The sequence below is a fragment of the Kitasatospora sp. NPDC127060 genome (genome assembly GCF_042724935.1).
Taxonomy (GTDB): domain Bacteria; phylum Actinomycetota; class Actinomycetes; order Streptomycetales; family Streptomycetaceae; genus Kitasatospora.
In genome coordinates this window covers 87,299-109,098 of sequence record NZ_JBHXEG010000015.1, presented here as the reverse complement: position 1 = coordinate 109,098, position 21,800 = coordinate 87,299, and the positions used below count along the sequence as shown (strand labels likewise).

Here is a 21,800-nt window from a genome sequence, read left to right as displayed (position 1 = left end):
GTGGGGGCCTCCCCCCCCCCGCCGCCCGGGCCCGGGGGGCCCGCCCCCGGCCCGAGGGGGGGCCTACGGCGGGGTTGCCCAAACGTGGCCCCGGGGGCTCCGGCGGCGGGCCCCCGGGGGTTTCCCCCCCCGGGGCCCCGGCCACTTCGTGGACGGCGGGAATCGTCAGATACGCCCTACGGCAGGGTCCAGCGCTGGTTGGCGCCGGCGTTGCAGTCCCAGATCTCCAGGCGGGTGCCGTTGGCGGTGGCGAGGCCCGGGTCGTCCAGGCAGCGGCCGGACTGGGTGCTCTTCAGGGTGCCGTCGGACTGGGGCGTCCACTGCTGGTTGGGGCCGGCGTTGCAGTCCCACAGTTCGACCTGGGTGCCGTTGAGGGTGGCGGCGCCGGTCACGTCGAGGCACTTGCCGTCGTGGGTGAGGGTGCTGTTGGACCAGGTCCACACCTGGGAGCTGCCGCCGGTGCAGTCCCAGAGCTGGACGGCGGTGCCGTTGGCGGCGGAATCGCCGTTGTCGTCGACGCACTTGCCGGGCAGGGCGGAGGCGATCGGGCCGGTGTGGGTGGTCGGCGTGCCGGGGGTGAGGCCGAAGCGGTCGAACTGGTCGGTCTGGTAGCCCGTCACCCCGAGGCCGGCCTGTCCGTTGGTGAAGCTCGCGTCGGTGGCGCTGCCCACCGCGACGCCGTCGATGCCGGCGGTGAGGGTGGTGCCCTGCATGGACAGCGCGACGGTGTGCCAGCGGCCGGTGCCCGGCGCCGTGACGGTGCCGCTCGCGAGGGTGGTGAAGTGCCAGCTGGTGTCGCTCTTGTCGATGGACCAGGCGCCGGTGTCGCTGAACCGCAGGTGGTAGGCGTTGAGGCCGTTGTTGTTGCGGCCCTGCTGGTTGACCCGGCCGAGCAGCTCGACGCTGCCCGACTGCTCGAACAGGGTGTCGGCGGAGACGGTGTAGTTGGACCAGCTGCCGTCGCCCATGATCGTGTAGGGGGCGTTGTACGGCTCGTCGGTCCAGCGGATCGGCGTGGTCGGCGTCATCTGGCGCAGGCAACTGCCGGCGCGGCCGCCGCCGCACGGGACGGTCTGGAAGGCGCCGTTCATGTCGGCGAAGTACTTCGGCGACGTGGTGGTGGCCGGGGTCTCGAAGTCGTCCGCGTAGGGCAGGCTCATCGGGGCGGCGGCCGGCGGGGTGGCGGTGCCCTTGCCCTGGCCGGTGGTGGTGGTCACGGTGTAGGCGTGGCCGGGCTGGAGGGTGAGGGTGAAGGCGCCGCTGTGCGGGGTGACGTCCTGGCTGTGGACGAACCACTGGGACGGGTCGGTGGAGTTCAGGTCGGTGGACCAGACGTGCACGGCGCCGGTGGACAGGCCGCCGGTGACGGTGAAGCTCGCGGTCTGGGGCGCGGTGGCGTCCATGGTCTCGATGACGGTGCTGTAGTCGCGGTTGTTCGTCGACTTGAGCGTGACGTAGCTGCCGTTGGTGCGCGCGCCGCCCAGGTAGCCGCCGGCGGAGTCGATGTAGTGCCAGCCGGGCTGGGTGAACTGGGTGGTGTGCGCGGTGACCCAGGTGGTCTTGCCGATCGTGTAGTGGCCGGACCACGGCTGGTTGGCGATCGACATGCCGTCGCTGGAGAAGAACAGGTTGGGGTAGAGCGCGGCGATGACCGGCCAGTTGATGAAGGAGGTCATCCGGCCGTCGAGGTAGTCGCGGTTGATCCCGCGCGCGACCGCGCCGGCGCCGCCGTCGGCGTCCTCGGAGCCGTTCTCGCTGGCCCACAGCGGCTTGCCGAGCCCCTGGGCGGTGGGGGTGCTGGGGCAGCTGGTGAAGTTGCTCATGTACCCGCAGGGGTAGTGCACGCCGACGACGTCGACGGCGTTCTTGAACGCCGGGTCGGTGGCCATGGCGTCGGCCACGGCCCAGGAGTCGTCGGCGGCGACGACCTTGGTGGAGCCGTAACCGTGCGACACCAGCGCGGACTTGAGGTTCTCGTACCAGGTGGCGTTGAAGCCGCGTTCGTTCCAGCCGCCGAGGTAGGAGACGTTCAGGTGGTGCTGGGCGGCGCAGCCCATCCAGTCCATCAGGTAGCCGACGGTGTCCTGGGACCAGAAGTTGCCGCCGCTGCCGGTGTTGCCGATCCAGCCGGGGGCGCCCCAGCTCAGGCCGTAGAAGGTGATCTTCGGGTTGCGGGCCATGGCCTGCTCGGCGAGCCACCATTCGTAGCCCTGGTTGCAGTCGACGGTGCCCTTGGTGTGTTCGATGCTGGGCTCGGCGCCGTCGGTGGAGTTGGTGTCGCCGCCGATCTCCAGCTTGAGCACCTGCAGCGAGGCGCCGTAGCCGGGCTTGAACAGGTAGTCCAGGAGCTGGCTGCGCTGCGGCTCCGGATAGTCCACCAGCAGCCGGGAGTTGCCGCCGCCGCCGGAGATCGCGCCGACCCCGTCGAAGGCGAGGCCCGGGTGGGTGCCGTCGACGGTGATGGCGGTGGTCGGGGCGGGGGTGGCAGGGCCGGCGGCCTGGGCGGCGGGGGGCGCGGCCAGGCCGCCGAGGGCGCCCAGCAGCAGGGCTGCGGCGCCGAGGGCGGAGCGGAGTTTCGAGGGCAGGTGTGTGCGGCCCATGGAGGTCTCCGAGGGGTGGGGGACGGGTGGGTGGGACGGTCGTGCTACGCGACGGTCCAGCGCTGGTTGGCGCCGGTGCCGCAGGTCCATTGGATGGCCTGGGCGCCGTCGGTCGTGGAAGCGCCGGTCACGTCGAGGCACTTGGCGCTGTTGGCGGAGACGACGGTCCGGGTGGGCGGCGCGGCGAGCGGGGTGACGGTGGTGTTGGCGAAGTCGACGTGCTCGAAGCCGCCGACGCCCAGGCCGGGCTGACCGGTGTGGTGGGCGGCGTCGGTGACCGAGGCGACTTGGTTGTGGTCGATGGAGGCGGTGATGGTCTGGCCCTGCACGGCCAGGGTGAGGTGGTGCCAGGTGCCAGGTGCCGGGGTAGCTGCCGCCGGCGAGCACGGTGTCGGCCGGGGCGCCCGCGACGGCTGTCGCGACGCCCGGGGCGAGGGCCGCCGCGGCGGCGAGCCCTCTGCGTAACGGTCGGGGGGGATCTGCTCATGACTGCTCCTGTCTGGCGGCTCTGGCGGTGGGGGTCCGGCAGGACTCGGGTGCGAGGTCGGCGGAGCGGTGTCGTCGAGCGCGGTGGCGGGTACATGCCGGGACGCCGGGCAGGAGCGTAGACCCAACTTCCAACACTAATCAACAACTTGGTCCAGCAAGATTCAACGCCTTTGCTCCGCCGTCGTTCCTGTGCCCGTCCCGCCGCCACGACCCGCCGCACACGATCGGACGCCCCTGGCCGAAGCTCCGGGGGTCCGCAGCCGAGCGTGCCACCGGAACCGTCCCGCCACCTGCTATTGACGTCCTATCGGCGATACCTGACGCTATCGGGGCGCTTCCTTACCGGCCAGTAGGGGGGTCGGGGCGCTCGGGTCGATCGAGACATAACGAGACGGTGTCGAAACGGCCCGGATGGCAAACCTGAGCTTGACTCAGCTCTGAACTGGGCGTTTCCTGTTGGCTCATCGCGTTTGATTGCGATGTTTTCTGATCGGTTCTGTTGTTACTGGCCGATCTGTCCGACACCCTCAGGAGCCTTTCAGCATGCACCTCACCCTCCGTGGTCGCCTGGCCCCGCTCGCCGCGCTGAGCCTGGTCACCTCCGTCGGCCTGACGGCCTGTTCCACCGGACAGACCTCCTCCTCCGGGGCCGACGCGCCGGTGGCCACGGTGTCCGGCAAGGTCTCGATCACCTACCTGCAGAAGCAGGGCGACCAGCAGTACTTCGTGGACGAGGCGGCCGGGGCCAAGGCCAAGGCCGCCGAACTGGGCGCCGACCTGAAGGTGGTCAACCTCGGCAGCGACGCCAACAAGACGGTCGGCGAGGTGCAGGCCGCGATCGCCCAGAAGAGCAACGGCCTGATCATCGTGGTGCCGGATCCGGCGGTCGGCCCGCAGGTGGTCCAGACCGCCCGGGACGCCAAGGCCGCGCTGCTCACCTCCGACGACCAGGTCTGCGCGAGCGGCCCCGACCCGGCCAACTGCGCGGCCGGCGACCTGGTGCCCCGGATCGGCTTCTCCGGCCAGCAGATGGGCCAGCAGGTCGGCCAGCGCGCCGCCGAGGAGTTCAAGAAGGCCGGCTGGAACGCCGCCGACACCCGGATCATCTCCGCCTGGAAGCAGGACGTCACCGTCTGCGGCGACCGGGTCAAGGCCGCCAAGGCCGCCTTCGACCAGAGCGTGCCGGGCGTGCAGACCATCGACGTCGCCACCGACAACACCCCGACCGGCGCGCAGGACAAGGTGGCCGCCACCATCACCGCCAACCCGGGCGTCAAGCACTGGGTGACCTGGGGCTGCAACGACGAGAACGTCCAGGGCTCCGTCACCGCCCTCCAGAACGCCGGGATCAGCCCGGACGACATCGACGGCGTCGGCCTGGGCGCCTACCTGGCCTGCAAGGACTGGGCCGCCGGCAAGCCCTCCGGCATGAAGGCCGCGCTGTTCATCAACGGCAAGGACGTCGGCGCCCTGTCGGTGCAGACCATGTACGACAAGCTCAAGAACGGCAAGGACTTCCCCAAGGAGGCCTTCGCCCCGACCAAGATGGTCGACGCCGCCACCTGGCAGTCCGCGGGAGTGTCCTGCAGCTGACACCGCGTTCGACGGTGCGCCCGACGCCAGTTCGGGCCGGCCGTGCGGCGGGGCCACCGGGTTCCGCCGCACGGCCGCCGCACCCGTCGTCGTCGCCGTCGCCGTCGCCGTCGCGTAGCCGTAGCCGTAGCCGTAGCTGCCGCTTCCGCGGCCCGTCCGCACCTCCGCCCGTACCGCACTGCCAACGAGGCCCCGATGACCCCACCCGAACCCTCGCCCTTCCCGCCACCGGGCGGCTCCGCCGGCCTGAGCGCCGAAGCGGTGTCCAAACGCTTCGGCGCCGTCCAGGCGCTGACGGACGTCACGCTCTTCTTCCCGCCCGGCCAGGTCACCGCGCTGATGGGCGAGAACGGCGCCGGCAAGTCCACCCTGCTGCGCATCCTCACCGGCGACCACCGGCCCACCGAGGGGCGCGTCCTGCTGGACGGCCGGCCGCTGGACCTGCACTCCCCGCAGGACGCCCGCCGCGCGGGGATCCGGATCATCCCGCAGGAACCCGAGATCATCCCGCACGTCCCGGTCGCCGAGAACGTGTACGCCGGCTCGCTGCCGCGCACCGCCCTGCGCCGCCTGGACCGCGCCGAACTGCGCCGCCGGATCACCGCCGACCTGGCCCGCCTCGGCTTCGACAAGGTCCTCGACCCGGACCTCCTCGGCTCCGAACTAACGGCTGCCCAACGCCAGTTGGTCGAGATCATGCGGGCCCTGACCGGCGCTGTCGCGCCGCGCGCGATCGCCTTCGACGAGCCGACCTCCTCGCTCTCCGAGCACGAGGTCGAGGCCCTGTTCGCGCTGATCGGACGGCTGCGCGACGAGGGCATCGCGGTCATCTACGTCTCCCACCGGATGAAGGAGATCTTCCAGCTCGCCGACCGCATCGCCGTGCTGCGCGACGGCCGGGTCGCCGGGGTGGTCCAGGCCGCCGCCACCGACGAGAGCGAACTCGTCCGGCTGATGGTCGGCCGCGACCTGTCCTCGCTGTTCGTCCGCCAGCAGGTCGCCACCGACCGCGTCGTCCTGGACGTCGCCGACGTCACCACCGACGACGTACGGAACGTCAGCCTCCAGGTCCGGGCCGGCGAGGTCGTCGCCCTGGCCGGTCTGATCGGCGCCGGACGCTCCGAACTCGCCCTCGCCCTGGCCGGCGACGCCCCGATCCACTCCGGCACGGTGGCCCTCAACGGCGAGGTGCTGCGCCTGCGCAGCCCGCGCGACGCCATCGCCGCCGGCATCGGACTGGCGCCCGAGGAGCGCAAGGCCCAGGCGCTGTTCCTGCAGCGCACGATCCGCGACAACACCTCGCTGGTCAGCCTGGGCCGCCTCAGCCGGTGGCGGTTCGTCAAGCACCGCCAGGAGAAGGCCCTCGCCCAGGAGTACGCCGACCGGCTGCGGGTCCGCGCCCCCTCCATCGAGGCGGAGGTGCGCACCCTGTCCGGCGGCAACCAGCAGAAGGTCGTCCTGGCCCGCTGGCTCGCCCGCCGGCCCGAGCTGCTGATCCTCGACGAACCCACCCGCGGCGTCGACATCGGCGCCAAGGCCGAGATCTACCAGATCATCGCCGACCTCGCCCGCGAGGGCACCGCCGTCCTGGTCATCTCCTCGGAACTGCCCGAAGTGCTCGGCCTCGCCGACCGGATCGTGGTGATGCAGAACGGCCGCACCACCGGCGAGCTCACCCGTGAACAGGCGACGGAGGAGGCCGTCCTGGCCCTCGCCATGGCCGACGACCTCTCCACGGCCGACGACCTCGGCTCCGCCGACCGGCTCGACACCGCCGACCACCTCGCCACGGCCGACCACCGTGCCGCCGCCACCACCCCCGCCCAGACCGGAGAGACCCGATGACCACCGCCACCCCCCCGACCGCCCCGGCGCCGGACGCCGGAGCCCTGCCCTCGCGGTCCGGCGGCCCGCGTGCCGTGCTCGCCGCGATCGGCGGTCAGAACCTCAGCCTGATCGGCGCCCTGATCGCCGTCGTCGCCCTGTTCGGCACGCTCAACCCCAACTTCGTCGGCTGGGACAACATCCAGGTCATCGCCGAGGCCGCCACCATCTCCGGCCTGCTGGCCGTCGTCCAGACCGTCGTGATCATCTGCGGCGGCCTCGACATCTCGGTCGGCTCCCAGGCCGGCCTGGCCTCCGTCACCAGCGCCATGGTCTTCACCTCCACCGGCGCCAACCCGTACCTCGGCATCGGCGCCTCGCTCGCCATCGGCGCGGGCATCGGCCTGTTCAACGGCGTCGTCATCATCTACGGCCGGGTCAACCCGACCATCGCCACCCTCGCCGGACTGGCCGCCTACAAGGGCGTCGCCCAGCTCGTCTCGGACGGCCGCGCCCAGGGCTACGTGCTCAACGACCCGGTCTTCGTCTTCCTCAGCCGGGGCAAGATCGCCGGCCTGCCCACCATGGTCTGGCTGCTGATCCTCACCGCAGTCGCCGTGCACGCCCTGCTGACGTACACCGACATCGGCCGCAACATCTACGCCATCGGCGGCAACGACACCGCCGCCCGGTTGGCCGGCATCAACCTCAACAAGTACCTGATCGCCGCCTACGCCCTCTCCGGCACCGTCGCAGCCCTGGCCGGCGTGCTGCTCACCGCCCGCACCGGCAGCGGCCAGCCCGTCTCCGGCAGCGAGGGCCTGGAGCTCCAGTCGATCACCGCGGCCGCGCTCGGCGGCTGCGCCCTCAAGGGCGGCAAGGGCAGCATCGGCGGCACCCTGCTGGCGGTGGCGCTGCTCGGCGCGCTGCAGAACGGCCTCACCGTCCAGGGCATCAACGCCTTCTGGCAGAACGTCGCCCAGGGAGCCCTGCTGGTGGCCGCGGTGGTCATCCAGCAGCGCCGCAACCGGGAACGCGCGGTCGGCCTGCCGGCCTGACGCCGACCCGCACCCTCCTGCGCCCCCGCACCCTCGTGCTCCCGCGGGACCGGACGGACTCTCCGTCGCCGCGGTCCCGCGGGCCGGGGACCGGGAGCGCACCCGGCCCCCACACGGGTGCGCTCCCGCGCCTCCACCTCCCCGGCGGTCCTGTGGCCCGGCGGTCCTGCGATCCTGTGGTCCCAGGGGTTCGGGCCCGGGGCCCGTCCGGGGCAGGGATAATGGATCACGCAGGCTCCGGCCGCGTCGCCGGTCGCCGACGGGGACGCCCCGGCCGTACGCGCTCGTTCGATCGAAAGGTCCTCCGTGGCTGACCAGACGTTGCTCGCCGCCCAGCGCCAGGCGCTGATCCTGGAGGCGATCCGCCGGACCGGCGCGATCCGGGTCGCCGAACTGGTCGAGCAGTTCGGCGTGTCCGACATGACCATCCGCCGGGACCTCGACGCGCTGGTGCGCCAGGGCACCGTGGAGAAGGTCCACGGCGGCGCGGTGGCGACCGGGACGGCCAGCACCTTCGAGCCCGGCTTCGACGCCAAGTCCGCCCTGGAGGAGGGCACCAAGGCCGCGCTCGCGGACGCCGCGGTCCAACTCGTGGAGCCGGGCAGCGTGGTGGCCCTGTCGGCCGGCACCACGACCTACGCGGTCGCCTCCCGGCTGCTGGAGGTCCCGGAGCTGACGGTGGTGACCAACTCGCTGCGGATCGCCGACCTGCTGTGGGCGGCGGGGAGCGAAGGGCGGGAGAGCGTCCCGACCCTGCTGCTGACCGGCGGGTCGCCGACCCGCTCGGCGGCCCTGGTGGGGGCGCTGGCCGACCAGACCATCCGTTCGCTGCACGTGGACCTGCTGATCCTGGGCGTGCACGGGGCGAGCGAGCAGGCCGGTCTCACCACGCCGAACCTGGCCGAGGCGCAGACCAATCGGGCCCTGATCGCCTCCGCCCGCCGCACCGTCGTGGTCGCCGACCACACCAAATGGGGCGTCGTCGGCCTGAGCAGCTTCGCGACCCTGGCGGAGGTCGACTGCTTCATCACCGACGACGCCCTGCCCGCGGCGGCCCGCGGGGTGCTCGCCGAGGCGGTCGGCGAGCTCCTGGTCGTCCCGGCCGCCGGCTGAGCCCTTCGCTCCCGGCGGCGCCCGGGGCGGTTGGCCCGCCTCCTCGTGGTCAGCCCACCGTCCGGCAGCACACCGTCCGGTCAGCCCACCTTGCGGGCGCCGGCCGAGGGAACGGCGGTGAAGCTGACCGGCTCGGCGAAGCCCGCGGTACGGAAGGCCGCCGTCACCGACGCCGAGACCTCCGCCACCCGTGCGGCCCCGACCAGGGCGATGACGGACCCGCCGAACCCGCCGCCGGTCATCCGGGCGCCCAGCGCCCCGGCGGCGACGGCGGCCTCGACCGCGAGGTCCGTCTCGGCGCAGGAGACCCGGAAGTCGTCGCGCAGCGAGGCGTGTCCGGCCGTCAGGATCGGGCCGAGCGCGGCGAGGTCGCCGCGGTCCAGGTGGTCGACGGTCTCCAGCACGCGCCCGTTCTCCGTCACCACGTGCCGTACCAGCGGCCGGAGTTCACCGGGCAGCCGGTCCAGGGCCGGGCCCAGGTCGGCGGCCGCGAGGTCGCGCAGCGCGGGCAGGCCGAGCAGCTCGGCGGCGCGCTCGCAGCCGGTCCGCAGGGCGGCGTAGGCACCGTCGCCGAGGTCGTGCTTGACCCGGGTGTCGATCACCAGCAGCCGTAGGTCCGCCGCCGCCAGGTCGAACGGGACGTGCCGCTGCTCCAGCGTCCGGGTGTCCAGGAACAGCGCTGTGCCGTCCGTGCAGCAGGAGGAGGCCATCTGGTCCATCACGCCGCAGGGCACGCCGACGAAGGCGTTCTCGGCCCGCTGGGCGAGCACGGCGAGCTCCGGCGCGCTCAGGCCGAGGCCGTACAGGTCGTTCAGGGCGGCGGCGGTCGCGCACTCCAGGGCGGCGGAGGAGGAGAGGCCGGCTCCGCTCGGCACGTCGCTGGCGAAGAACAGGTCGGCCCCGCCGACCGTGTGCCCGGCCTCGGAGAGTGCCCAGAACACGCCGGCCGGGTAGCCGGCCCAGCTGGTGACCACGCCGGGCGCCAGGCCGTCGAGCGCGAGGTCGGTGATGGTGCCCCCGCCCTGGGCGCTGAACAGGCGCAGCCGGCCGTCCTCACGGCGGCGGGCGGTGACCCGGGTGGTGTGGGGGAGGGCGATGGGAAGGACGAAGCCGTGGTTGTAGTCGGTGTGTTCACCGATCAGGTTCACCCGGCCGGGGGCGGCCCAGGTGCCGCTCGGGCGTACACCGTGGACGGCCTCGAACTCGGTGGCCTCGTCGATCATCTGCAACTCCATGCCTGGGGTGCGCGGTGGTTCCCGCCGTCGGCCTGCACCGGCACGCGGGTAGCGAATTCCGACATAATCAAACATGACTGCCCCCAGGGTCAATATCTGCTGGTGTCCGTGTTCATTTGCGTCGAGCAGACGGCCGGAAGCGGTATCACCAGCAGAGATGCTTGTTGACAAGCGATCGTCTCTGTTTGAATCTGTTGAAGCTCGAATCTGCCGGGCCGACGTCCCACGCGCTAAAGGAGTACAGCGGTGCACAGAACCGCCACCAAGCTGGCCGACGGCCGCGAACTGGTCTACTTCGACCAGGGGCCGGGTGCGCTCCGCGAGGTCCCGGACGAGCGGCCGCTCGAACCCACCGCGAGCCTCTCCGAGACCCGGCTCGACCCGGTGCTCGGCGAGTGGGTGACGGTGGCCGCGCACCGCCAGCAGCGCACCTACCACCCGCCGGCCGGCGAGTGCCCGCTGTGCCCCTCGCGCGACGGACGGCTCAGCGAGATCCCCGCGCCGGACTACGAGGTCGCGGTGTTCGAGAACCGCTTCCCCTCGCTCGCCACCGGCTCCGCCGACCACGTCGCGGCCCGGGACGAACCCCTGCACACCCTCCGGCCCGGCAACGGCCGCTGCGAGGTGGTCTGCTTCACCTCCGACCACGACGCCTCCTTCGCAGACCTCGACGAACCGCGGGCCCGCCTCGTCCTGGACGCCTGGACCGACCGCACGGCCGAGCTGTCCGCCCTGCCCGGCGTACAGCAGGTGTACTGCTTCGAGAACCGCGGCGAGGAGATCGGGGTCACCCTCGCCCACCCGCACGGGCAGATCTACGCCTTCCCGTTCATCCCCTCCCGCACCGCCCGGATGATCACCCGGGCCGAGGCGCACCGGGCCCGCACCGGCCGCAACCTCTTCGAGGACCTGCTCGCCACCGAACGGAACACCCCCGAGCGGCTGGTCCTCCAGGGCGAACACTGGACCGCCTTCGTCCCGTTCGCCGCCCGCTGGCCGTACGAGGTCCACCTCTACCCCCACCGCCGGGTCCCCGACCTGACCGCGCTCGACGAGGCCGAGCGCGCCGAGTTCCCCGGCCTCTACCTCGACCTGCTGCGCCGCTTCGACGCCCTGTTCCCCGCCGGGCCCGGCGGGGCGCCCAACCGCACCCCGTACATCGCGGCCTGGCACCAGGCACCGAAGGACAGTGGCGCCGAACTCGCCCTCCACCTGGAGCTGTTCACCATCCGGCGGGCGCCCGGCAAGCTCAAGTACCTGGCGGGCGTGGAGTCCGGGCTCGACGCCTTCGTCACCGACGTCAGTCCGGAGGCCGCCGCCGAGCGGCTGCGCGCCGCCGGGCCGGCCTGACGCCGGGCCCGGACACGACGGTGGGCCCGGACACGACGGTGGCCTCCCGCCCCGGCAGGGGGTGGGAGGCCACCGTACGAGGGGGAGACCCCGTTGCCCGGCGCCGCGTCGGGTCAGACGGACGGCGTGGCGGTGCGCTTGGCGGAGGGCTTGGCAGAGGGCTCGGCGGTGACCAGGGCGGTGATCTCCTTGGCGAGGTCGGGGCCGAGTTCGCCCCAGCCGGCCTTGTAGCCGTAGACGCCGGCCAGGGTGCGGGCCTCGTAGTCGCCGTTCATGATCTCGATGTCGTCGGCCGTGATGAGCGACGGGTGGGCGACGCCGACGGCCGAGGAGACCTTGAGCAGTTCCTTGCGCAGGGTGCGCAGGTAGACCGCGGCGCGGGTGGACTTGGACGCCGGGTCCAGGCCGCGGGCCAGCCACTGGTTCTGGGTGGCGATGCCGGTCGGGCACTTGTCGGTGTGGCACTTCTGGGCCTGGATGCAGCCGATGGACAGCATGGCCTCGCGGGCCACGTTGATCATGTCGGCGCCGAGCGCGAAGGCGACCGCGGCGTTCTCGGGCAGGCCCAGCTTGCCGGAGCCGATGAAGGTCAGGTCGTCGGTCAGGCCCAGTTCGGCGAAGGTGCCGTAGACCCGGGAGAAGCCCATCCGGAACGGCAGGGACACCGAGTCGGCGAACATCCGCGGGGCGGCGCCGGTGCCGCCCTCGCCGCCGTCGACGGTCACGAAGTCGACGCCGCGGTCGCCGCGCTCCATCAGCGCGGCCAGCTCCTGCCAGAAGCCCATGTCGCCGACCGCGCTCTTGACGCCGACCGGCAGGCCGGTCTCGGCGGCGATCAGTTCGACGAAGTCCAGCATCGAGTCGACGTCGCCGAACGCCGTGTGCCGGGACGGTGAGGCGCAGTCCTGGCCGACCGGGATGCCGCGGATCGCGGCGATCTCCGGGGTGACCTTCGCGCCCGGCAGCATGCCGCCCAACCCGGGCTTGGCGCCCTGGGAGAGCTTGATCTCTATCGCCTTGACGGGCGCGCCGGCGACCACGTCCTTGAGCTTGGCGAGGTTGAAGCTGCCGTCCTCGTTGCGGCAGCCGAAGTAGGCGGTGCCGAGCTGGAGCACGAGGTCACCGCCCTGGCGGTGGTACGGGGAGAGGCCGCCCTCACCGGTGTTGTGCATCGCGCCGGCCTCCGCCGCGCCCTTGTTGAGCGCCGTGATCGCGGCGCCGGAGAGCGAGCCGAAGCTCATCGCCGAGATGTTCACCACGCTCGCCGGGCGGAACGCCTTGGCCCGGCCGCGCGGCCCGCCCAGCACCTTGGCCGAGGGCAGCGGGGACTGCGGGTCGTGGAGGTCGGGCAGCGCGTCGGCGAAGGTGCGCTGCTTGACGTAGGCGTGCCCCTGGACGTGCTCGACGTCGACCTCGGTGCCGAACCCGAAGTAGTTGTTCTGCTCCTTCGCCGACGCGTAGATCCAGCTGCGCTGGTCGCGGCTGAAGGGACGCTCCTCCTCGTTGGAGGTCACGATGTACTGCCGCAGCTCGGGCCCGATCGTCTCCAACAGGTACCGGGCGTGGCCGAGCACCGGGAAGTTCCGGAGCAGCGCGTGCTTCTTCTGGATGAGGTCGCGGGCAGCCAGAAGCGCCACCGCAGTCGCGGCGGCCGCGCCGATCTTCCGGGCTTGCATGGAGATTCCTCCTCGGTGCACGACTCCATCGCCGTCGGTGGAGCCGTCGCGTCGTGCGTCGGGTGGTGCAGGACGTGGAACGGTGGCGGGCGCCCGGCCGGTCCGGCTTCGGCGTCCGTCGAAGAATGCGGACCGATCGTAAGAGGCCTCCCCGACCGGCCCGCGCCCAGGGGGCGGTTCAGGACAGGGGCCGGTGGCCGCGGTGCTACTCCGCCGCCGTCCGCACCGCCAGCGCGGCCTCTCGGACGTCCGCTCGCGGGTGCCGTCGGAGCGCACGGAGGGCGGCTCGCCACTGTGGCTGCCATCCGGTGCGCGGGCCGAGGGCGTGGGTGAGGCCGACCGCGAACAGGCCGTGCGGGCAGCCGCCGTGGGCGGCGAGCCGGTCGACGGCGTGCCGCAGGACTGCGGGGTCGCCGGGGCGGCGGGCGGCGTTGAGCCGGGCGTGCAGGGCCTCGGCCGTGCGGGCGGCCAGGATCGGGCGGTCGGCGTGCAGGGCGGCCAGTCCGTCGAGCTCGGCGAGCAGGCGGTCACGCGGTGCGTCGAGGTCCAGGGTGGCGGTCCGGAGTTGGATGGCGTGGGAGACGAAATCGGGTGCCGGGGCTAGGAGTTCGGCCGCCTCCCGGGCCGCCGCCACGGCGGCCGCGGTAGGGCGGTCACCCGTGCCGGCCCGGAGCCGGGCCACCAGGAAGTCGATCCGCTGCCGGGCCGGCCGGTCGCGGTCGGCCGTCGCGTCCGGCCCGTCCCCCTCGGTGCCGCCGACCCCGGCCTCGATCGCCAGCAGCCGGGCGAGGGCCTCGGTGAGCCGTCGGCCGGTACCGCCGGTGGCCATGGCCACGAGGCCGCTCGCGGAGGACCGCCAGGAGGCGCGGTCGGCGAGGTCGACGGTGCGCGCCAGCAGGAGGTCCTCCGCCGCGGGGTACCAGGGTGCCCAGGCGGCCAGCAGGTCGAGCGCGGTCCGGGCGGTCTCCGGGTCGTCACCGCTCGCCACCCGGCTCACCAGGGCGGCGTAGCGGGGGCGGTCGGCGGCGGGCAGGTCCAGCGGCCGGGTGCGCAGTACCGCGGACCGGGCCACGGGCGGGCCCGCCGCGGCACCGTCGAGCATCCGCCAGGCCGCGGGCGCGGGGAGCAGGCCGACGGCCGCGGCCACGGCGGCCGCCCGCACGTCGCGGTGTTGCCCGGGCAGGTCGTGCACCTCGGTGAGGAGCGCGAGGGCGGTCTCCACCGGCAGCAGGCGGGCGGCCAGCCGGACCAGTTCCTTGCGACTGGTGACCTTCACCCCGCTCCCGGTGGTCGCCCCGCTCCCGGCGGTCGACTCCCGGCTGGGCGCCGCCGTCCCGGCGGGGCCGTCCGGACCGGGCAGCAGGGCCGCCCGCAGCACGGGTGCCAGCCGAGAGGGCGCGACGAACCCGGCTGCCCGCCCGGCCGCGTACAGTGCCACCCGCGCCCGGTCGTTGCCGGCCTGCGCCAGCAGCAACGGCAGCGCCTCGGCGGGCCGGTCCGTCCAGACCAGGGCTCCGAGCGCGGCCTCGGCGAGCACGGTGTCCGGGGCGGCGGCGTAGTCGCGGGCGGCGGCGAAGCCGAGCTCGGGGACCGCCACCATGGCGCGCAGGTGCCCGGTGCGTACGTGGGTGGGCAGCGAGGCGTCGTCCGTCGCCCTGGCCAGCAGGCGGGCCGCGGCCGCGCGCTGCCTGGGCACCCAGCACTCGATCCCGTCGACCGGCGGCAGCCAGTGCGATCCGGCGGCCAGGAAGCGCCCGTACGGCGGGGTGTCGGCGAGCACGGTGTCCAGCAGGTCGGTTCGCCGGCGGGCCAGTACGGCCAGCACGGGCCCCAGGACGGCGGCCGACGGCTCCAGTTCCAGTACCCGTGCCACCCGCTCGCCCCGGTGCGCGGGGTCGGCGAGCCAGTAGCCGACGGCCCGGCTGACGGTCGCGTTGTCGCCGAACCGGATCGCCTCCCAGAGGAGTTCCTGCAGTTCGGGCAGGTGGTGGGCCCGACGGCCCAGCGCCCCGGCCAGCGTGAAGGTCAGCGTGTGGTCGACCTTGTCCGCGCCGGCCGCCAGCCACGGCCGCAGCGCCTCGAAGACCTGGACCTCCTGGCCGTGCCGCAGCACGGTGTCCAGCCGGCCCAGCGGCACACTGCCGAGCGCCCCGGAGAGCTGCCGCAGGGTGTCCAGGGCCCAGCCCAGCAGCGGCTGTTCGCCGCTCACCGCGTGCTCGCGCAGTACGGCGAGGGCCAGCCGGGAGAGGGCCTGGCGGGTGGGCCAGGAGGTGTCCCGGGCCTCGACGGCATCGGTGACGATCCGGCCGAGGGCGTCGGCCGCCGCGCCGGTGAAGAGCGCGGGCGGGACGGCGGCCAGCGCGACCAGGGCGGGGGAGCGGACCGGATCCTGCTCGTTGCGCAGCCGCAACAGCTCGTCGAGCAGTTCGCCGACCGCAGCCGCCTCGCCCGAGCGGGCGGCGTTGCGCACCAGCAGCGGGTAGGCCAGCGCCCGGTCCTCCGCGGCGGGCCTGCGGGTCGCGGCGAGCAGCAGCGGCCGGGCCTCGGCCACCGGCAGATGGGCGGCGTGGGCCAGCACCACGGACCACGCGGCGCCGCGCTCGGTGGCCTGCGCGGCCATCCGCCGGGCCTCGGCCTGTGCCCGTCGCCGGGGCAGCGCGTCGAGCACGGCCTCGGACAGGTCGCTGTGGCCCAGCTCCCGGCCGGCGGTGGCGTGGTCGTAGAACGCCTCGCGCCGGGACGGTGGCAGGGCGCGCAGCAGCTGGGCGAGCCACCGCGGGGCGGTGCTCCACGCCCGGCCCAGGTCCGCCAGCTCGGGCGGGTCGAGCCGGGCGGCCCGGGTCAGCGCGCTGCGGGAGATCGACGCGGTGGCGGCCCGTTCGGGCAGGGTGATCAGCCGGATGGTCCGGCCGGGCGCGGCGGTCAGCAACCGGCCCAGGCACTCCAGCACCGGCTGCGGCAACCGGGTGGGGCAGTGCTGTTCCAGCAGCTCCAGCACCCGCTCCGGCCGCTTCCCGGCCACAGCGGTCAGGGCGTCACCGTTGCGGTACCACCAGGTGTCGCGGGCCGGCTCGGGCAACTCGGCGAGCTGGCGGGCCACTTCGTCCAGCAGCAGGTCGGGGTGGCGGCGGGCCAGGTTGTGCCAGTTCGCGAAGGCCAGGAAGAGTTCGGGTAGGAGCCTGGCCACGGTCTCGGGCCCGCAGCCCGGCAGCAGGCGGGCGGCCGCCGCGTCCCCCCATGACTGCCGGAAGGAGCCCAGCAGCCGCTCCGCCAGCGCGGTGCGCCCGCGGGCCACGATCAAGGCGGTGAGCCGGTGGCGCAGGACGGCGGGTGCGTCGGCCAGCGCCGCGGCCAACGCCTCGTCCGCGACCGGCAGGTGGAGCGCGGCCTTCAGCGCCTGGCGGCTGACCGTCGGGTCGGGATCGGTGAGCCGTGCGGCGATGAACGCGGCGTCGCGGGCGACCGTCGCGGCGACCCCGGCCAGCCCTCGGCCGTAGGACCCGCGCGTGTCCAGCTCCGTCAGCAGCGGGCCGAGGCGCTCCGGCCCGTCGCCGTGGCACAGCTCCTTGGTCCAGGCGGCGAGCCGCCGCATCCGGGCCGGGTGGGCGAGCGGATCGAGCTCGGCGAGGAGGAGGTCGACGGCTTCGGCGGGACTCTGCGGTGCGTTGGACATGCGCGCCATTCAACAGGGCCACCGGCTCCGCCGTCGTACGGTTTTCGGGCGGCCGGGAGGGGCGGGAGGGGCGGCGGGCCGGTGTGCGCTCGTCCGGCCGCGGGGCCGGGGCCGGGGGTCACGGGTGCGGTGACGGGTGCCCTGTGAGGTGGGCCTGGACCACGGGCAGCGCGACGCCCTCCAGCGCGCCCGGGCCGCTGATCGCCGGGTGGACGTTGACCTCGAAGACGCATCCGCCGTCCTCGACCGCGAGGTCGACGCCGCCGAAGGACAGTCCCAGCGCACGGGTCGCCGCGATGGCCAGGTCGGCGAGCCGGCGCGGCAGTTCCCCGGGCGGCAGCACGGTGGAGCGTGCGCCGCGTGCCTCGTTGCACGGCTCGTCGAGCGCGGGTTGCACGTGCTCGCACACCCGCAGGACGCGCTCGCCCAGCACGACGACGCGCAGCTGATGCCGACGGCCCCGGGCATCGAAGTTGCGGGCGTCCCGGGAGAGTTGCCACTTCTGGCCGGTGGCGGCGTAGCGGTCGCGGGCGGCGAGGAGCTGGGCGGTGGTGGTGGCGTGGAACACGTCGTTGCCGCCCAGTCCGGTGGCGGGCCGGGTCCACACGTCTCCGCCCAGGCGGTCGAACGCGGCGAGCGCGGAGTCCTGGTCCGGCGCGTGCAGGGTGGTGGTCGGGGCGTGCGGGACGCCGTGGCGGGCGAAGCGTTCGACGGTGCGGCTCTTGTCGGTGGCGTTGCGCCAGGCGGCACTGTCGGCGGCGCCCAGGCGGGCGGTGCCGCTGCGGGCGAGGACACGTTGGAAGTCCTCGAAGCGGTGGCGGTCGGCCGGGGGTATCTCGTAGACGATCACGGTGTCGGGCGTGAGACTCAGGCCGTCCTCGGGGAGGTGCAAGGTGAGGCGGCCGTGGCGGACCTCGGCGCGGCCGGCGCCGCCGGACATGAACTGGCGCGCGTCGAGGGGTATCGCGGAGGTGCCGGTGAGCTGTTTGACGGCGGCTTCGAGGACGGGGCTGCTGCCCTCGTCGGAGCCGTGGTCGGTGAGGACCACGATGCGGCGCTCGCTGTCGGTACCGCGGGGGTGGGGAGTCGTGGGCACGGCGGTCGCTCCTGGGTGCTCGGCTGGCGGGCGATGGCGGCGGCGGCCGTCTCGGCGGTGCGGGTCGTCCTGACGGTGCGGGTCGTCCTGACGGTGCGGGGTCCAGGCCGGTGTCGTCCAGGGCCGATTCGCCGCGCGACCCAGTGCCCTTCCCTCCAACGCCTCGACCGACTCCGGTCGATCCCTACCCGCGCGGACACCGGCGACACGGTGGGGACCAGCCATCCCACGACAAGATGGCTGGCCGGTCACCAAGTTGACGTCGAACCAGGGAAGCCGTGAGCGGCGGAGCCTGAGTCTCCACCAAGGGGAGGCACGAGGGTGAGGGGCATGCACGGCGACATGCTGCCCTGGAGGTGCGGATCCGCACCCTGCGACTGTGGCGTGCGGTGCTGCGAGCGGTAGTCAAGCGGGGCTCCACCCCTGAGGAGACGGACCTGATGCACACCCTCGCCAAGCTCTCCGACGATGAACGCCGACGTGTCATCAGCGACTTCGTGGACGACGCCTTCGGTGGCCTGGACGCCAACCCCCAATCGGTGGCCATGGTGCGTCGTGGCGTTCCGCGGTGAGCCGAGTCGGAGATCCGCAGGCCGGGGCCGGCGGACCTCCGACTCAGGTCACTGGAAGAACACCCCGCACCGCAGCAGCACATTGGCGTACGGCCGCGCCTCCCCCGTGCGGACCACCAGCCGGGCTCCCCCCGAGAGTTCCTTCAGCCGCTCGTGCGGGACCAGCTCCAGGCCCGGGAAGTGGCCGTCCAGCAGGGCCCGGTTGGGACCGCACAGCTCCTCCGCGGCCGTGGCGCCCTCGACCACCAGCTCGGCCAGCAGTCCGTCCAGCACCTCCGCGAACGATGGCACCCCGGCCCGGAACGCCAGGTCCACCAGACGCGGCCCGGCCGGGACGGGCATGCCGGCGTCGCACACCAGCACTCCGTCGCCGTGCCCCAACTCCGCTATGGCACCGGCCAGATGACGGTTGAGGATCCCTGCCTTCTTCACTGCGCTTCGACCTCCTCCGCCGTCGGGTACGACTCCTGGGCGCCCCGCCTCGTCACGGCGGCCGCGCCGACCCGGGCCGCGTACCCGGCCGCCTCGGTCGGTGAGGCACCCGCGCCCAGCTTCCAGCCCAGCGCGGCGGTGAAGGCGTCGCCCGCGCCCGTGGTGTCCACCGCGTCCACCTTCACCGACGCCACCCGCGTCACCCCGGACGGGTCACGGACCAGTGCGCCCTCCGCGCCCAGCGTCACCACCACCGAGCGCGGCCCCTCGGCCAGCAGCAGCTCGGCCCAGTCCTCGGGCTCCTCGCTCACACAGGCGTCGCCGAGGATCACCCGGGCCTCGTGCTCGTTGACGATCAGCGGGTCGCAGGCCGCCAGCACCTCCGCGGGCAGCGGCTGCGGCGGTGACGGGTTCAGGACGAAGCGGCTGTCCGGGGACAGCTGCCGGACCACCGCCACGACCGTCTCCAGCGGGATCTCCAGCTGCGCCGACACCACCCGGGAGGCCCGGATCAGGCTGCCCGCCGCGCTGATGTCCGCCGGGGTGAGCCGGGCGTTGGCGCCCGGGGACACCACGATGCTGTTGTCCCCGTCGGGGTCGACGGTGATCAGCGCCACGCCCGTCGGCGCCCCGCCCACCAGCACGCCGGTCGTGTCGACGCCCGCCGAGCGCAGCGAGTCCAGCAGCAGCCGGCCGTGGTCGTCGTCGCCGACCCGCGCGAGCAGGGCCGTGTCCGCGCCGAGCCGGGCGGCGGCCACCGCCTGGTTGGCGCCCTTGCCGCCCGGGTGGACGGCGAGGTCTCCGCCGAGCACGGTCTCACCGGCGCCCGGCCGACGCTCGACGTCGATCACCAGGTCGGCGTTGGCCGATCCGACGACCAACAGGTCGTAGTCGTACATCAGTTGACTCCCTCGTTCCCCGTGATTGCGCTGAACCGCCCCAGGGCGGGCGGGTCGTCCACCCACGATGTGCACCGTGGGTGGACGACCCGCCCGCCCGAGCCGCCCGTCGTCAGCCGCTGAAACCGGCCACGTCGTCCTGCGTGACCACCTTCACCGGCACCTTCACCATCGATTCGACCTTCTTGCCCTGCAAGGCCTGCAGCGCGTTGTCCACGGCGATCCTGCCCAGCTGCGAGGGCTGCTGGGCGACCGACGCGTACAGCGTGCCGTCCTTCACCGCCGCCAGCCCGTCCGGGACGCCGTCGAAGCCGACGACCTGGACCGACGTGCCGGCCTTGGAACCGAGCGCCTTGATCGCGCCGAGCGCCATCTCGTCGTTGGCGGCGATGACGCCCTGGACGTCCGGGTGGGCCTGGAGCAGGTTGGACATCACGTCGAGGCCCTTGGTGCGGTCGAAGTCGGCGGGCTGCTCGGCCACCACCTCGATACCGGGGTAGGCCCGCAGGCCCTGGGCGAAGCCCGCCGCCCGCTCGCGGGCCGCCGAGGTGCCCGCCTGGCCCTGGAGGATGACGATCTTGCCGCTGCCACCGAGCTTCTCGGCGATCGACTTGGCGGCCAGCTCACCGCCGGCCACGTTGTCGGACGCCACCAAGGCGTTCACATCGGCCTTGTTGACGCCCCGGTCGACGGCGATGACCGGGATCTTCGCCTTGCCGGCGGCCTGGACCGCGTTGCTCGCCGCGTCCGAGTCCACCGGGTTGACGATGATCGCGCCGAGGCCCGAACCGGTGAAGTTCTGCAGCTGGTTGGCCTGCTGCGAGGCGTCGTTCTGGGCGTCGGTGACGGTCAGGTCCACGCCCAGCTTCTTCGCCTCCGCCTGGGCACCGGCCCGGATCTGCACGAAGAAGGGGTTGTTGAGGGTGGAGAGCGACAGTCCCATGCGCGGGGTCGTGGCGGACGAGGACCCGCCGTGCAGGAAGGAGGTCGCGCCGACCACCGCCACGGCCACGACGGCCGCGAGTGCGTACGTCACCGCCTGCTTGCCCTTGCCACCAGGAGCACCGCCCGGGGCCACCGGAGCCGCCCCGGCCTTGCGGCGCACGGCGTCCAGCAGCACCGCCAGCGCGATGACGACACCGATCACCACCTGCTGCCAGAACGCCGACACGGACAGCAGGTTGAGGCCGTTGCGGAGCACCGCGAGGATCAGCGCGCCGATCAGCGTGCCGGAGGCCTTGCCGGTGCCGCCCGCGAGCGAGGCGCCGCCGATGACGACCGCCGCGATCGCGTCCAGCTCGTAGCCGCTGGCGGCCTGCGGCTGCGCCGAGGACAGCCGGGAGGCCAGCACGATGCCCGCGACGGCCGCGAACAGGCCGGACAGGGCGTAGATGGCGAGCTTCTGCTTCGACACCCGCAGCCCCGACAGCCGGGCCGCCTCCTCGTTGCCGCCGATGGCGTACATCGAGCGGCCGATGTACGTCCGGTTCAGGACGAGGGCCGCGATCAGGCCCATCGCCACCATGACCAGGACGGGCACCGGCAGCCAGCCGCCGAGCGTGTCGCCGAGGTGCGAGACCGAGTCCGGGAAGGCGATCGGCGAGCCCTGTGAGATGACCAGCGCGAGACCACGGCCCACGGACAGCATCGCCAGCGTCGCGATGAACGGCGGCAGCTTGCCGTAGGCGATGAGGAAGCCGTTCACCAGCCCGGCGACGACACCCGTGGCGAGGCCGAGGAGCACCGCGAGCACCACCGGCACCCCGTGCTGGGTCGCGCCCCAGGCCAGCACGGTCGCCGACAGCGCGGCCACCGACCCGACCGACAGATCGATGCCGGCCGAGACGATCACGAAGGTCACGCCGAAGGCCAGGATGGCCGTGACGGCGGCCTGGACACCGATGTTGAGCAGGTTGTCGGTGGTCAGGAAGTCCCCGGAGAGCGCCGACAGGGCGATCACCAGGCCGATCAGCGCGGTCAGCGCGCCGTTGTCGAGGAGCAGCCGGCGCAGGCCGCCGGGGGCGGCGCCCGTCGCGCCCGGCGTGCTCTTGAGCGTGTCAGTGGCCACGGCTGGCCTCCTTCTGGGTCTTCTCGGTCTTCTCGGTGGTGGGGGTGGAGACGGCGAGGGACATCACGGCGTCCTGGGTGGCCTCGTCGCCGGCGAGCTCGCCGGCGACCCGGCCCTGGGCC

14 protein-coding genes and 1 pseudogene are annotated in these 21,800 nt (G+C 73.5%); 6 read left to right on the top strand and 9 right to left on the bottom strand.

Features of this window, described 5'->3' with window-relative positions; genetic code table 11:
• Nucleotides 1–176: 176 nt before the first annotated feature.
• Together ACFWIS_RS11995 and ACFWIS_RS11990 are read right to left on the bottom strand one after the other, a co-directional pair.
• A complete protein-coding gene (locus ACFWIS_RS11995; protein ID WP_380461915.1) occupies nucleotides 177–2,600 on the bottom strand; it encodes a ricin-type beta-trefoil lectin domain protein in 2,424 nt (807 codons plus the stop codon).
• A 44-nt stretch (nucleotides 2,601–2,644) separates the two neighbouring features.
• A complete protein-coding gene (locus ACFWIS_RS11990) occupies nucleotides 2,645–3,214 on the bottom strand; it encodes an RICIN domain-containing protein (RefSeq protein ID WP_380461916.1) in 570 nt (189 codons plus the stop codon).
• 418 nt (nucleotides 3,215–3,632) lie between these two features.
• Here ACFWIS_RS11990 and ACFWIS_RS11985 point away from each other — a divergent pair, with 418 nt between their 5' ends.
• The 4 genes from ACFWIS_RS11985 (at nucleotide 3,633) to ACFWIS_RS11970 (ending at nucleotide 8,677) form a co-directional block, all read left to right on the top strand.
• Nucleotides 3,633–4,682, top strand: coding sequence for a substrate-binding domain-containing protein (locus ACFWIS_RS11985; protein ID WP_380461917.1), 1,050 nt, complete (start codon nucleotides 3,633–3,635; stop codon nucleotides 4,680–4,682).
• A 195-nt stretch (nucleotides 4,683–4,877) separates the two neighbouring features.
• The gene (locus ACFWIS_RS11980) at nucleotides 4,878–6,527 is read left to right on the top strand and encodes a sugar ABC transporter ATP-binding protein (protein WP_380523831.1); all 1,650 of its coding nucleotides are present in this window, start codon (nucleotides 4,878–4,880) and stop codon (nucleotides 6,525–6,527) included.
• Nucleotides 6,524–7,564: an ABC transporter permease gene (locus ACFWIS_RS11975; protein ID WP_380462967.1), complete on the top strand. Its 1,041-nt coding sequence runs from the start codon at nucleotides 6,524–6,526 to the stop codon at nucleotides 7,562–7,564. The genes ACFWIS_RS11980 and ACFWIS_RS11975 overlap by 4 nt, the downstream gene beginning before the upstream one ends.
• 306 nt (nucleotides 7,565–7,870) lie before the next feature.
• On the top strand, nucleotides 7,871–8,677 hold the full coding sequence (locus ACFWIS_RS11970) for a DeoR/GlpR family DNA-binding transcription regulator (RefSeq protein WP_380462965.1): 807 nt from the start codon (nucleotides 7,871–7,873) through the stop codon (nucleotides 8,675–8,677).
• 80 nt (nucleotides 8,678–8,757) lie between these two features.
• On the opposite strand, the gene galK is transcribed toward ACFWIS_RS11970, so the two are convergent.
• On the bottom strand, nucleotides 8,758–9,900 hold the full coding sequence (gene galK / locus ACFWIS_RS11965; RefSeq protein ID WP_380462963.1) for a galactokinase: 1,143 nt from the start codon (nucleotides 9,898–9,900) through the stop codon (nucleotides 8,758–8,760).
• A gap of 258 nt (nucleotides 9,901–10,158) precedes the next feature.
• Between galK and galT the strand changes: the two genes are divergently transcribed.
• Nucleotides 10,159–11,262 carry a galactose-1-phosphate uridylyltransferase gene (galT, locus tag ACFWIS_RS11960; protein WP_380462961.1) on the top strand — a complete coding sequence of 368 codons (1,104 nt, stop codon included), beginning with the start codon at nucleotides 10,159–10,161 and terminating at the stop codon, nucleotides 11,260–11,262.
• Nucleotides 11,263–11,375: 113 nt separating this feature from the next.
• Here the strand turns inward: galT and ACFWIS_RS11955 are convergent, their stop codons facing one another.
• The 3 genes from ACFWIS_RS11955 to ACFWIS_RS11945 form a co-directional block, all read right to left on the bottom strand.
• Complete coding sequence (locus tag ACFWIS_RS11955) at nucleotides 11,376–12,938, bottom strand: FMN-binding glutamate synthase family protein (RefSeq protein WP_380462959.1); 1,563 nt, start codon at nucleotides 12,936–12,938, stop codon at nucleotides 11,376–11,378.
• 205 nt (nucleotides 12,939–13,143) lie between these two features.
• Nucleotides 13,144–16,611 carry a hypothetical protein gene (locus tag ACFWIS_RS11950; RefSeq protein WP_380462957.1) on the bottom strand — a complete coding sequence of 1,156 codons (3,468 nt, stop codon included), beginning with the start codon at nucleotides 16,609–16,611 and terminating at the stop codon, nucleotides 13,144–13,146.
• A 118-nt stretch (nucleotides 16,612–16,729) separates the two neighbouring features.
• Nucleotides 16,730–17,707: a RimK family alpha-L-glutamate ligase gene (locus ACFWIS_RS11945; RefSeq protein WP_380462955.1), complete on the bottom strand. Its 978-nt coding sequence runs from the start codon at nucleotides 17,705–17,707 to the stop codon at nucleotides 16,730–16,732.
• A 332-nt stretch (nucleotides 17,708–18,039) separates the two neighbouring features.
• Between ACFWIS_RS11945 and ACFWIS_RS11940 the strand changes: the two are divergent.
• Nucleotides 18,040–18,273, top strand: a pseudogene (locus tag ACFWIS_RS11940) (MerR family transcriptional regulator); the annotation flags it as partial.
• Between the two features lie 54 nt (nucleotides 18,274–18,327).
• Here ACFWIS_RS11940 and rbsD read toward each other — a convergent pair.
• The 3 genes from rbsD to ACFWIS_RS11925 all read right to left on the bottom strand — a co-directional run bounded on the left by rbsD (nucleotide 18,328) and on the right by ACFWIS_RS11925 (nucleotide 21,678).
• The gene (gene rbsD / locus ACFWIS_RS11935) at nucleotides 18,328–18,711 is read right to left on the bottom strand and encodes a D-ribose pyranase (protein ID WP_380462953.1); all 384 of its coding nucleotides are present in this window, start codon (nucleotides 18,709–18,711) and stop codon (nucleotides 18,328–18,330) included.
• Nucleotides 18,708–19,610: a ribokinase gene (locus ACFWIS_RS11930; protein WP_380462951.1), complete on the bottom strand. Its 903-nt coding sequence runs from the start codon at nucleotides 19,608–19,610 to the stop codon at nucleotides 18,708–18,710. The genes rbsD and ACFWIS_RS11930 overlap by 4 nt, the downstream gene beginning before the upstream one ends.
• Nucleotides 19,611–19,722: 112 nt before the next feature.
• Entirely contained in the window at nucleotides 19,723–21,678 is a 1,956-nt protein-coding gene (locus ACFWIS_RS11925; RefSeq protein ID WP_380453916.1) for a substrate-binding domain-containing protein, read from the bottom strand.
• Between the last annotated feature and the right edge of the window lie 122 nt (nucleotides 21,679–21,800).

What these genes read in the sequence shown, in the direction of transcription:
- ACFWIS_RS11995 (WP_380461915.1), bottom strand. Translation starts at nt 2,600, where the DNA reads ATGGGCCGCACACACCTGCCCTCGAAACTCCGCTCCGCCCTCGGCGCC.
- ACFWIS_RS11985 (WP_380461917.1), top strand. Translation starts at nt 3,633, where the DNA reads ATGCACCTCACCCTCCGTGGTCGCCTGGCCCCGCTCGCCGCGCTGAGC.
- ACFWIS_RS11980 (WP_380523831.1), top strand. Translation starts at nt 4,878, where the DNA reads ATGACCCCACCCGAACCCTCGCCCTTCCCGCCACCGGGCGGCTCCGCC.
- ACFWIS_RS11975 (WP_380462967.1), top strand. Translation starts at nt 6,524, where the DNA reads ATGACCACCGCCACCCCCCCGACCGCCCCGGCGCCGGACGCCGGAGCC.
- galK (WP_380462963.1), bottom strand. Translation starts at nt 9,900, where the DNA reads ATGATCGACGAGGCCACCGAGTTCGAGGCCGTCCACGGTGTACGCCCG.
- ACFWIS_RS11955 (WP_380462959.1), bottom strand. Translation starts at nt 12,938, where the DNA reads ATGCAAGCCCGGAAGATCGGCGCGGCCGCCGCGACTGCGGTGGCGCTT.
- ACFWIS_RS11950 (WP_380462957.1), bottom strand. Translation starts at nt 16,611, where the DNA reads ATGTCCAACGCACCGCAGAGTCCCGCCGAAGCCGTCGACCTCCTCCTC.
- ACFWIS_RS11930 (WP_380462951.1), bottom strand. Translation starts at nt 19,610, where the DNA reads ATGTACGACTACGACCTGTTGGTCGTCGGATCGGCCAACGCCGACCTG.